General features: G+C 63.7%; 12 protein-coding genes. 6 read left to right on the top strand and 6 right to left on the bottom strand.

Annotation, left to right across the window (positions count from 1 at the left end; translation table 11 throughout):
- Positions 1-3: 3 nt before the first annotated feature.
- The 4 genes from VFZ66_09180 to plsY form a co-directional block, all read right to left on the bottom strand.
- On the bottom strand, positions 4-1,998 hold the full coding sequence (locus VFZ66_09180; protein ID HEX6289350.1) for a cation:proton antiporter: 1,995 nt from the start codon (positions 1,996-1,998) through the stop codon (positions 4-6).
- A 116-nt stretch (positions 1,999-2,114) separates the two neighbouring features.
- Positions 2,115-3,098 carry an AAA family ATPase gene (locus VFZ66_09175; GenBank protein ID HEX6289349.1) on the bottom strand — a complete coding sequence of 328 codons (984 nt, stop codon included), beginning with the start codon at positions 3,096-3,098 and terminating at the stop codon, positions 2,115-2,117.
- Between the two features lie 82 nt (positions 3,099-3,180).
- Positions 3,181-5,085, bottom strand: a complete 1,905-nt coding sequence (locus VFZ66_09170) for a glycoside hydrolase family 31 protein (protein HEX6289348.1) — start codon at positions 5,083-5,085, stop codon at positions 3,181-3,183.
- Positions 5,086-5,142: 57 nt separating this feature from the next.
- The gene (plsY, locus tag VFZ66_09165; GenBank protein HEX6289347.1) at positions 5,143-5,763 is read right to left on the bottom strand and encodes a glycerol-3-phosphate 1-O-acyltransferase PlsY; all 621 of its coding nucleotides are present in this window, start codon (positions 5,761-5,763) and stop codon (positions 5,143-5,145) included.
- Between the two features lie 143 nt (positions 5,764-5,906).
- On the opposite strand from plsY, the gene VFZ66_09160 reads away from it, so the two are divergent.
- The 6 genes from VFZ66_09160 to VFZ66_09135 all read left to right on the top strand — a co-directional run bounded on the left by VFZ66_09160 (position 5,907) and on the right by VFZ66_09135 (position 10,373).
- On the top strand, positions 5,907-6,680 hold the full coding sequence (locus tag VFZ66_09160) for a hypothetical protein (protein ID HEX6289346.1): 774 nt from the start codon (positions 5,907-5,909) through the stop codon (positions 6,678-6,680).
- Positions 6,677-7,177, top strand: coding sequence for a GNAT family N-acetyltransferase (locus tag VFZ66_09155; GenBank protein HEX6289345.1), 501 nt, complete (start codon positions 6,677-6,679; stop codon positions 7,175-7,177). Before VFZ66_09160 ends, VFZ66_09155 begins: the two co-directional genes overlap by 4 nt.
- 56 nt (positions 7,178-7,233) lie before the next feature.
- Positions 7,234-7,902, top strand: a complete 669-nt coding sequence (locus tag VFZ66_09150) for a hypothetical protein (protein HEX6289344.1) — start codon at positions 7,234-7,236, stop codon at positions 7,900-7,902.
- A 78-nt stretch (positions 7,903-7,980) separates the two neighbouring features.
- Positions 7,981-8,592 (top strand): GTP-binding protein, encoded by a 612-nt coding sequence (locus VFZ66_09145; GenBank protein HEX6289343.1) that lies wholly within the window; start codon positions 7,981-7,983, stop codon positions 8,590-8,592.
- Positions 8,586-8,936: a hypothetical protein gene (locus tag VFZ66_09140; GenBank protein HEX6289342.1), complete on the top strand. Its 351-nt coding sequence runs from the start codon at positions 8,586-8,588 to the stop codon at positions 8,934-8,936. Before VFZ66_09145 ends, VFZ66_09140 begins: the two co-directional genes overlap by 7 nt.
- A 60-nt stretch (positions 8,937-8,996) precedes the next feature.
- Positions 8,997-10,373 (top strand): ATP-binding protein, encoded by a 1,377-nt coding sequence (locus VFZ66_09135; protein HEX6289341.1) that lies wholly within the window; start codon positions 8,997-8,999, stop codon positions 10,371-10,373.
- Between the two features lie 71 nt (positions 10,374-10,444).
- Here the strand turns inward: VFZ66_09135 and VFZ66_09130 are convergent, their stop codons facing one another.
- Together VFZ66_09130 and VFZ66_09125 are read right to left on the bottom strand one after the other, a co-directional pair.
- Positions 10,445-11,080, bottom strand: coding sequence for a hypothetical protein (locus VFZ66_09130; protein ID HEX6289340.1), 636 nt, complete (start codon positions 11,078-11,080; stop codon positions 10,445-10,447).
- Positions 11,081-11,117: 37 nt separating this feature from the next.
- Positions 11,118-11,720 (bottom strand): hypothetical protein (locus VFZ66_09125; protein ID HEX6289339.1); only part of this gene is annotated, 603 nt, incomplete at its 5' end.

Below are 11,720 nucleotides of genomic sequence, written 5' to 3'. Positions count from 1 at the left end.
TCCTTACCGTGGAGGTGCTGCATCCGCCCCGACCACAGCGCTATCCTCCAACAGCGATCGGAAGGCGTCGCGCTGCTCATGCGTGCCCAGCACAGCTACAATATCGTCTTCCATGAGAATCATCTCCGGCCCCGGATTATGCACGATCGCCTCACCGCGCAGGATCGTCAGCACCGATGCGCCGGTGCGCTGCCGAATAGCGCACGCCTCGATGCTGCGTCCGACGAGCGACGCATGGGCCGGAAGGATCACCCACTCGATCTCAAGCCCCTGTCCTGCCCGCCTCAGCCGATCCAGCACCAGCGCATCGGTATGCAGCGTTTGGAAAGGACGGTACTGCTCGTGGCGCACGCCATCCGTCAAGCGCTGGATCTCAGTGGTCGGTATGTCGAAGTGGAGCAAGCTTTGCCGCACCATCTCCAGCCCGGCCTCGAACTCCGGCTGAACCAGCTCATACACGCCCAGCGAGCGCAGGACCTCGATTTGCGCAAGCTGCGCCGCACGCGCGACGATGTGCAGATCCGGGCTGAGCAGCCGTACCTGCCGCACAATCAACTCCACATCGATCGCCGCCGGAACTGTCACCAGCAGGAGCCGCGCCGTGTGAATACCGGCGGCTTCGAGCACGACCGTGCTGCTCGCATCACCATAGATCACCGGCGCGCCTGTGTCGCGCGCCCGATCCATCACTTCCTGGTCCAGCTCGATCACGATATAGGGAAAGCCGAGACGACGTAGCACATTGGCGGTGTAGCGTCCGACACGTCCATAGCCCGCGATAATAATATGTTCGCGCAGCCCGGTTTCCGGCATCTCCGCGATCTGGAAAGGCTGCGACCTCCGCCTGCGCTGATACCACCGAGCCAGCGGATCAGCTACACGTGTCGCAAACGGTGTCAGGAGCATCGTGATTAGCGCCGTGGTGAGCACCAGCGAGAAAAGATCGGGGCTGATCGCCTGACGCGAGAGGCCGACACGACCCAGCACAAAGGCGAACTCGCCGATCTGAAACAGGCCCAGCCCCACAACGATCGGCAGCCGATCGCCGTAGCCAAAGATGCGCGTCAGGCCGCCAAAGATCACGGCTTTGCCGGTCCCTACCAGTATCACGATCAGCAGCACCGTCAGCAGGTTGTTCAGCAGGAAGGCCGGATCGAGGAGCATGCCGACCGAGACAAAGAACAGCATGCTGAATACATCGCGCAGCGGAACAATATCGCTCAGCGCCTGGTGGCTATAGTCGGACTCGCTCAAGACCATGCCCGCCACAAACGCGCCAAACGCGAACGAAAGCCCAAACAGATAGGAGATGTAGCCAATGCCAAGACCCAACGCCATGATCGAGATCAGAAACAGCTCGCGCGAGTTCCAGGCCGCGATGCGCTTGAGCAGAGCCGGGATCAGGCGCGTGCCGCCATAGATCATCGCCAGCAGAAAGACGATCGCCCGCAGGACCGCAAGGCCCAGGATCGGCAGGCCGCGCTCCAGGTTATTCAGCTCAGGCAGCACAATCATCATCGGCACTACCGCCAGATCTTGAACGATCAGCATGCTGAGCATGATCCGGCTTGCCAGCGTGCCGAGCGAGCCCTGAGCCATCAGTGTTTTGAGCAGCACCATTGTGCTTGAGAGCGAGATCAGCGCACCAAACCAGAGCGACTCGTAGGCTGACCAGCCAAGCGCCTGGCCGATGCCGTACCCCAGGAGGATCGTCAGGATCAGTTGGATCGCGGTGCCGAAGAAGGCGATGCGGCGGACGCGCTGCAATTTTTGGAAGGAAAACTCGATGCCCAGAGCAAACAGCAGCAGAGCAACGCCAATTTCGGCCAGCAGCTCAATATCGTGGATCTCGGTGACGGTCACGCCGCCGGTGTAGGGGCCGACGAGGACTCCCGCGACGATATAGCCCAGGATCAGCGGCTGATTAAGCCGTTGGGCGATAAAGCCGCCAAGCAGCGCGGCCACCAGAATAATCGCAATGTCAGCAGCAATGCCCATCGCGTCTCCACATCAGAGTTTCAAGCTTCAAGTTCCAAGCTTCGACTTTTGAGTTTCGAGTTTCGAGTTCCACGTTCTGAGTTTCGAGTTTCCGGTTCCTGGTTCTTAGTTCTCGCTCAGGCCGCAGCCTCATCCTCGATCGGCGTTTCGGCGAGAATGCCCTGGAGAACGCCTGTCGCTGTCCGTCCGCGCAGCGCGCTCTCGGAGCGCACTATGATTCGGTGAGCCAGCACCGGCAGCGCCAGACGCTTCACGTCGTCGGGCACCACAAAATGCCGCCCGGCCAGTGCCGCCGCCGCCTGCGACGCGCGGTGCAGCGCCAGACTGGCGCGCGGGCTGGCACCGAGCATCAGCTCGACATGCTGCCGCGTTGCAGTGATCACCCGCAGCAGATAGCGCAGCACCGGATCGCCCACATGGATGCTGTCGACCAGCCGTTGCAGGTGCAGCACGCCGCTGCCGCCCTCGACCGGCGTAAGCTGCTCGATCGGGTGCTGGCTGGTGATCGACCGCAGCATGCGCGCCTCGTCCTCGATGGTGGGATACCCGACCGCCACCTGCATCAAGAAGCGATCGAGCTGCGCCTCCGGCAGCGGAAAGGTGCCCTCGAACTCGACCGGATTTTGGGTCGCGAGCACCAGAAACGGCTCCGGCAGCGGATGCGTCGCGCCGTCGACGGTTGCGGTGTGCTCCTGCATCGCCTCCAGCAGCGCCGACTGTGTGCGCGGCGTCGCGCGGTTGATCTCGTCGGCGAGCAGGATGTTGGTGAAGATCGGACCCGGACGAAAGTGGAACTCGCCAGTCGGCTGGTGGTACACCGACACGCCGACGATGTCGTTGGGCAGGAGATCGGGCGTGCATTGCACCCGCTTGAAGCTGAGGCCAAGCGTGATCGCCAGCGCCCGCGCCAGCATCGTCTTGCCGGTGCCGGGCACGTCCTCCAGCAGCACATGGCCGCCGCTCAGCAGCGCCACCAGCAGCAGATCGACGACCTCGGTCTTGCCGACAATAACCCGCGCCACGTTGTCACGTACGGCGTCGGCCCACCGTGCGACAGGCTCGATCTGAGCAGCCGTGAGCGCCGGTTGTTCAACGATCATCGGCAGATCCTTGTTTCGAGTTTCGCGTGCACAGTTCAACGTTTCACGTTCTTTGAGCTGTACACCTGGTTCTTTCGTCCTGCTAGGGACTCAGACGCTCGAACAGCGGCAGCGTCTCCAGCGGCGCGGCGTAGCCGTTGAGCCAGAGCGGGCCGTCGAAGACCGCGCCGTTCCAGCGGTCACGCCAGCGACCCTCAGGCAGATAGATATTGCGAGCGTCCTGACCGGGATGCAAGATCGGCGCGACCAATAGCAGGTCGCCTAGCAAGAACTGATCATCCAGCCGCAGCGCCGTCTGATCCTGCGGCGCGTGCCAGAAGAGCGGTCGCACGATCGGCGTGCCGTCGCGCAGCGTGTGACCGACCAGCGAATGAATGTAGGGCGCTAGCTCGCCGTGCAGCACGGCGTAGCGCCGACAGATCGCGGCGGCCTCGGCATCGTAGCGCCAGGGCGGGATCGAAAACTGCATCGCGGGCAGCAGCGCCGTCAGTTGCGTCCAGCGGATCATCAGCTCGCGATCGGGCAGCTCGTCGTTGTACGCATTGCCGCCGATCATATCCGGCAGGATAAACGGGTAGCCGATCACGCTCAAGGCTAGTGCCTGCGTCAGAACGCTGTGCAGCCCGTTGTCGACGCCCCAGCGGCTCCATTTGTCCCACTCACGAAAGAAGATGCCGTGTCGTTGCGCGCGCCAGCCGGTGCGCACCTCCGTCCACTCGAAGTGCTGCGCGACCCACTGCACATAGCGATCGGCGTACTGGTGGCGGGATAGCGGCTGCGCGGTGACGGCATCGGATGGCAAGAAATTGCCCTCGCCCGCGTCGAACTTGAAGCCGTCCACGCCATACTCGGTCTGTAAGCGCCGCAGGTTGAGCAGCCACCAGTCCAGCGCGGCCTGATTGCTGACATCGAGCAGGCCGCCGTAGCCCTGCCACCAGCGCACGAGATAGGGCGCGCCGGTCGCGGGATGGCGCACCAGAAAGCCACGATCGGCGGCCTCGGCAAACGCCGGACTCTGCGGATCGAAGAAGGGCGGCATCCACAGCGTGACCTTGAAGCCCTGCGCGTGAAGCTGCTCGACCATCGCCTTGGGATCGGGAAACTTGGCGGGGTCGAAGATACACGCACCGTAGCCGGCCTGCCAGCGGTCGTCGATCTCCAGCACCGAGCGCGGATAGTCCTGCGCGACGATCGCCTCGGCAAATCGCAGCACATCCTCCTGGGTGATCGCCATCTTGTACTGCGCCCAGGTCGTCCAGATCGGCCTGGCGAAAAGCTCTTCGGGCGGCGCGCTCGTCGGATAGCCCAGGAAGCGCAGCGCCAGCATGAACGCTCGCGGCAGGCTATCGGCCAGCAGCACGTCGAGCGCGAGCCGAGGCCCCTGCATCACGAGCGGCGCGTCGAAGCCGAGGCCAAACGGCAGCTCCGGCGCGCGCGCCACGATCCGCAGCAGCCCGTCATCGCTGCGCCCAAGCGTCGCCTGAAGCTCGCCCGCGCCCTCTTCGGCCAGGATCGCCGCGCCGCTGGCGTTGAGCCAGAGCGGTGTCGTAATGTTGAGCGTACCGTCGGCGGCGTGATCGTAGGGCATCAGCGGCTCGGAGATCACCTGCTGGCGGTCGAGCGGCCACGTCTGGATCACGCGCTCGCCCTGGCCGTACCAGGGGCCGCCCGGATCGAGCAGCCAGTTGAAGCCGAGCGCGGGCAGCGACTCCGGCCCGATCAGCAGCAGCCGGAAGCCGGTATCGGTCTGCTCGACCTCCAGCGTCAGCCTGATGTGCGGCACGGTGGTACCCAGCGCTAGCAGCAGGCCATCCTCGCGCTGCTCCGTGCTGACGATCGAGGTGACGGACAGCTCAACGCCATAGGCCAGGCCAAATACCGGGAACTGGCCTGACTGGAGGATCGTCTGCGCCTGTCGCTCGAACCGAATCCGGCAGTTCTCCTCGATCACAATCCGCCCAGCCGAGCTGCTTAGTTCAAATTGCATAGCTCCTCACCTGGCTTAGCTAACGGTCCCTTGGGTGTCCGACCGTTCTGCGTTCCGCTAGTGGGTGCGCTGGTCTTTCGGCCCGATACCATGCTCCTGGCCGCGCAGCAGCCGCTGGATATTTGCGCGGTGCAGGTAGAAGACGTAGAACACCGCCACCCAGAGAAACGCGGCGTAGACCGGGTCGAGCCAGCCCCAGAGGGTCATCGCCGTCGCCGTGAGCGCAATCACCACCACATCGACCATCGACGCGACCGAGGGGTAGCCCGACAGCTTATAGACGATCGTCCAGACGATCGCCGCCAGCGCCGTCAGCACGGGCGCGAAGCCCATGACCACGCCGCCCGTTGTGGCGACCGCCTTGCCGCCCTTGAAGCCAAGGAAGACCGGATAGACGTGACCGAGCACCGCGCAGATTCCGACGCCGATTACCACGATCGCTGGAACCTGAAACACCGAGTGCGCCAGGAAGGCGGGCAGCCAGCCTTTGAAAATATCCAGAATCAGCGCGACCACGAAATAGCGAAAGCCCAGCGTCCGCCACACGTTCGACGCGCCCGTGTTGCCGCTGCCCACAGTGCGGAGATCGACGCCCCGCGTTTTGGCAACCAGGAAGCTGAACGGGATCGAGCCAACCAGGTATCCTATAAGCAACAGACCAAGGACTTGCAAAACCATGCGTGCGTACTCCTTGCACAGTGCGCTTATTATACGGGCAAACGCAAGTGCGACGGCGCAGCGCTGGATGGCGGCGATTGCCTGCCGGGGAAACATCCCTTGTATGCTACAATCGTTGTACTCATTTCTCCAGCGGAGGATTCGTGGATTCGCCCCAGCATGTACTTGCGCGCCTCGACGCGATTGGTCAGTCTCTCGCCACCAGCGGTCACGCGCTGGCGCTGGTTGGCCTCGGCTCGGTCGGCGTCGAGCTTGGCCGACTGGATCGCTACTCGGATCTGGACTTCTTTGTGATCGCCGAGGATGGCGCTAAGCCCTGGTTTCTGGAGCAGATCAGATGGCTGTCAGCGGTCGCGCCGATCGCCTACGCCTTCCGCAATACCGGCGATGGCTACAAGGTGCTCTTCGCCGATGGGATATTTTGCGAGTTTGCGATCTTCGAGCGCGCCGAGCTTCGTACCATTCCCTTTACGCAGGGCCGCCTTGTCTGGAAGCGTCCCGACATCGATCACTCCATAGCCGCGCCAGTGGCAGCAGTGCCCCGAACCACGCCGCCCTCAGCCGATTGGCTGATCGGCGAGGCGCTGACGAACCTGTACGTCGGCCTCGGACGCTACCATCGCGGCGAGAAGCTCTCGGCAATGCGGTTTATCCAGCAGTACGCGGTCGATCGCGTGCTTGAGCTTGCGGAGCAGCTAGAAAAAGAGCGTCCGGTGAGTCGCGATCCGTTCTCACCGGAGCGGCGCTATGAGCAGCGATTCCCTGGTATCGCCCAAAAGCTACCGATGTTCATCCAGGGCTACGATCGTAGCCGCGAGTCGGCCCGGGCGATCCTAGCGTTTTTAGCAGAGCATGTGGCGATTAACCAGGCGATGGCCGAGGCGATTCTCGCCCGTTGCCAGGAGCAAGATCAATGAGCGACGATCTCCTGCTGCGAGATGTTACCGAAGCCGACATTCCGATCTTCTTCGAGCAGCAGCGCGACCCCGACGCCAACTATATGGCCGCGTTCACGGCCAAAGATCCGGCGGACTGGGATGCCTTCATGGCGCGATGGGCCAGGATCTTGGGCGACGAGAGCATCGTCAAGCAGACGATCCTCGTCGATGGGCAGGTTGTGGGCAGTGTGTCGAGCTTCGAGCAGTTCGGGGAGCGAGAAGTGAGCTACTGGATCGGCAGGGACTCCTGGGGCAGGGGCATTGCTACCAGGGCGCTCGCAGCGTTTCTTGAGCGCGTCCAGGCCCGCCCGCTGCACGCTCGCGCCGCCAAAGACAATCTCGGCTCGCTGCGGGTGCTGGAAAAATGCGGATTCACGATCTGCGGCGAGGACAAGGGCTTTTCCAACGCACGCGGCACAGAGGTCGAGGAGTTTATCCTGATACTGCCAGCCAGCGAAAGCGGCGACTCGCGCTGATCGGCGTGGGACCTCTAAGGTTTGTGTGTGGTACACTTCTGCTCAGAGGTTGCTGTATGAGTCCTATTCATGCTTCCGTATCTGTAGGCAAGGTGATCCAGAACGCCGTCGTCTTCAACTTTAAGCACTGGCGTGACCCTACTATGAGCGTCGATGATCTTCTTCAAAGCGTGGAGCGCCTGTTTGCATTGCTTGAGGCCCGGCGGATTGACTATCTGCTCGTGGGCGGCATTGCGCTGCTCCAATACATCGAGGGGCGCAATACCGAAGATATTGATCTGATCATGGCGGTATCCGATTTGCAGAAGCTACCCGAAATTCATGTTACCAGCCAGGATACAAATTTTGCGCGCGGAAGATTCGACCAGTTACAAATCGATCTACTTCTCACGCGCAATCCGCTTTTCGATAAGGTACGGCAGCAGTACGCTACCTCCCAGCCATTCGCAGAACGGACCATTCCCTGTGCAACCGTGGAGGGTTTGCTGCTCCTGAAGCTGTATGCGCGCCCATCGCTCTACTGCCAGGGCAACTTCGCCCGCGTTGGCCTGTACGAAAATGATATTGCCACGCTGATGTATAGCTATAAACCCCAGGTAGAGCCGCTTTTTGCTGAACTTGCAGCGCACCTCAGCCCGACAGATCTTGATGAGGTACGGAACATCGTGGCTGAGATTCAGCAACGGATTGCACGCTTCGAGCAAGGGCGAGACAGGACTCACTGATGTGAGGCGCTGGATCATGATGAAGAGCAGAAACAGTTACTATCGAAGGGCAGAAGCCAGGGGTAGGAATTGACAGGTATGCGATGTATTGCGTTTACCGGCTTTCTCGGCAGCGGCAAAACGACGGCGATTCTGGCGGTGGCGCAGGCGCTCGGCGAGCGCGGCGAGCGCGTGGCGATCGTCGAGAACGAGCGCGGGGCGATCGGCGTGGACGGGCCGTACCTTGAGGCTCAGGGCTTGGGCGTGCGCGAGATCAGCGATAGCTGCATCTGCTGCGACATCCAGAGCAATCTCGGCCACACCGTCCGGCTGCTCGACAGCCTCTATCACCCAACCTGGGTGCTGGTCGAGGCCAGCGGCGTGGCGCATCCCGACGAGCTGGCGAACACGATCGAGGACGAGGACATTCAGGGCGCGCTGTGGTCGATGGTCGCGCTGATCGATGCGGTGCGCTTCGATCGCCTGTGGCCTGATATTGGCGGCCTTGGCTACCTGCTGCGCTGGCAGATCGAGCGCGCCGACGTGGCGCTGCTGACCAAGCCCGACGCGGTAAGCGAGACGCAGCTTGAGACGATCGTCGGCGCCTTACGCGAGGTCCGCCCCGATGTGACGCTGCTGCCGATCGTGCTCAGCCAGCCGCGCGCGGGAGCGCAGATCGTCCAAGCGCTGGAGGCGCTCGCCCGATGCTGAAAGCTGGAACCGCCGCGCGTCGTCGCACGTACACCTGGGAGCCTGCCCGGCCCGCCGCCGAAGCCCGCCAGCAGATCGAGGCGCTGCTCCACACGATCGACCGGCTGCTCCAGGAGCGCAATAGCGCCTGGGTCGGCCATGTTAAGATCCTGATCGGCAGCGGCGCTGAGGCGGCGTACGGCTCGATCACCACCGCAGCCGACCAGCCGCGCTGGTCGGGCACGCTCGCCGCGCCGATCCGACAGGCCGAGCTGACGATCTACGCTGCGATCTACACGCTGACCGACGCGCAGGTTGCCGCCGCCGTCGACGAGGCGCTCGACACAGCCGATCTGCCTTTCTGATATGTGAAGTCGGAGCGACAGCCTTTGCGCTGCTGCTCCGCTTTCGCCCCCGGCACTCGTATGCGTCGCCGCTCGCTCAAAACTCGCCTGACCTTATCACACGTATTTGTGACGCTCGCCGGTCTGGCGCTGCTCGGCGTGGCGCTGATCGTCTTTGTGCAGCGCGGCCAGCGTACGCAGGTGCTCGCCAACTTGGCCGCCCAGGCAAACGTGTACGCGGCCTACGCCTCCGAGCTCGCCGCCGACTCCGACACGCTGGCGGGCGTCGCGCCCAACCTGAGCCGCCGCTTCCCGCTACCGCCCGACATCGCCATGCGCGTGCTCGCACCGAACGGCAGTGTGCTCTTTGCCAGCCGCGATCTCGGCACCTTCCCGTCGCGGGCGGCGCTGCCGCTGCTGACCAATCCCCTGCCGATCCAGCCGGTCACGCTTGAGCGCGGGCGGCACTTCGTCGCTCAGCCGATCATCCACGATGGACAGACGATCGGCGTGATCGAGCTGTCGCAAAGCGTGGCGCGCGAGCGAGCGCTGCTTGGCCTGCTACTGATCGCGCTCTTCCCCAGCGCTGCCCTCGCCCTCATCGGCGCGGCGTTGGCCGGGCATCTCCTGGCGAGAAGCCTGGTCCGTCCGCTCAGCGAGCTGGGACAGGTTGCCAGCGCGATCGCCGGGGGCAACGACGCCGCGCGCTCGGAGGATCGGAGCGGCGACGAGATCGGGCAGCTTGCGGCACGGCTGAACAGCATGGCCGACGAGCTTCAAAGTCGGCTGGCGGAGGTCGAGCGTCTGGCGGTTGCGCGCCAGGAGTTTTACCGCGCCGTGTCGCATGAGCTGCGCACGCCGCTGACGGCGATCCGTGGCACCGCCGAAAACCTGGAGGACGATGCCCGACCCGATCAGCAGGCCGATCTCCAGATCATCCAGGCCGAGGCGGCGCGGCTTCAGCGACTTGTGGAAGAGATGCTCCAGCCGCGCGAGTCCGCGCCCGCGCCACTGCGCCGACGCCAGCCGGTCGACCTGACGGCGCTGATCGGCGAGGTTGGACGGATCATGCAGCCCCGCGCCGAGCGCGCGGGCGTCGTGCTGACGACCACGGCGGCGGCGCGGCTGCGAGTCGTCGGCGACCGCGACCGGCTCAAGCAGGCGCTGCTCAACCTGCTGGACAACGCCCTGACCTGGACACCGCCGGGCGGCGCGATCACCGTCGAGGCGCGGCCAGACCGCGCGGATGCCCGTATCGTCGTGTGCGATAGCGGGCCGGGCATTGCGCCTGAGCTGCGCGAGCGCGTCTGGGAGCGCGGCTTCAGCACCACCAACGGCCAGGGCCTTGGCCTGGCGCTGGTCCGTGAAGTCATGGCCGCGCACGACGGCGACGCCAGCGTGCTGGATGGGCAGCAGACTACGATCGCGCTGCGGCTGCCGCTGCTGATCGAGCGCTGAGACAGCAGAAGCTCCAGGCATAGCGCCCGGAGCTTCCGCAGCCTGCGGCCTGTGCCGCCCGACCTGCAAAACTACTTGCTGCCCTGCTCGCCTGCGGGCCGCTCGAATCGCCTGGTCGGCTCAAGACCCAGCGCGACCGTCAGATACGGATCGAGGAAATCGGGGCTGCCGATAAAATCCTCACGCACCACCAGCGCGCTCGTCACCTCCGCAAGCTCGTCATTGTCGGCGCGCATCATCTCGAAGGGCACCAGCGCGGCCTTGCGCTCGCCCAGCACGCGCTCGGCTTTGGCGGCATCCAGCACGATGATCGCGGTGCGGAATGGGCTGGGCGCGCTCGACAGGCCCGGCCCAACCGCCTGGGGATTGCTGCGGCGAACGAAGGTCGACGGGATCTGCGCGCCGGGGCAGCCCATCTCCGGACGCGGCACCGCGCTGCCCAGTCCCGCCGCAGCCCAGTCCTTATGCTGGCGGGCGGCTTGGAGCGCTGTGGCAAGCTTTGTCGTCACCGCTGCGGTCGCGCCTGCCAGCGCGGGCGAGGTTGTCACACAGACCCGCAGCCGGTCGCGGGTGCTGACCAGCAGGCCGCTGTCGAGGGTGAGCTTCGCGCTGGCCGGACTGGCCTCGATGGCGATAAATGCGGCGATCACGATCGCCATGCCGACCAGATGAACGAGAACCGGACGTATGCGTAAACGTGCAAACATGATGCTCTACTCCTTGCTTGCTCAAAGCTGCTGACTGTTACCCGCCGTTCGCGATCCGCACAACCGAATTGAAGTCGCTGCTGGTGGGATACCAACCGGAGTAGGGGCAGTTGTAGTAAATGTTGTGCATGATGCTCTCAGGATAGCAATCGCCGCCGCTGCCGTTGCCATCAAGGAGGCCATACATATGGCCGGTTTCGTGGTTGATCAGCCGTCGATAGACCGTGTAATCGCCGTTGATCGAGGCGTATTTGATATGATTATTTTCCCACATGTAGTGGTAGTGACCGTATGTTGACGACCACGTCGGGCCGTGATGGGTCACGCAGGTGTAGTTACTGCCGCATTTCGGCGTTACATCGAAATAGGCATGATACTCAAGCTCGATCCACAAGTCATCGGAGTAGGCGTCACAGCGAGAGTCCGTCTTCCACAGGTCGACGCGGGTGCCCGCCGTGCCATCCCAGTGGGGCGAGGCGACGACCAGTGTTTCGCGCACTCGTGCTACCAGGGTGGTATCGCTGATCGTCGAGTCGATGTAGGACTCGGCGCAGTAGTCCTCGTCATCTTCGCCGTGGACGGTGGCATCACCACTGGCCCAGTGGAGATTCCACTGGTGGAGCCGCCACGAGCCGCTATC

The organism is Herpetosiphonaceae bacterium, assembly GCA_036374795.1.
Taxonomy (GTDB): Bacteria; Chloroflexota; Chloroflexia; order Chloroflexales; family Kallotenuaceae; genus LB3-1.
Note: the sequence above shows the minus strand (reverse complement) of the source record. Positions and strands in the feature narration are given on the sequence as shown.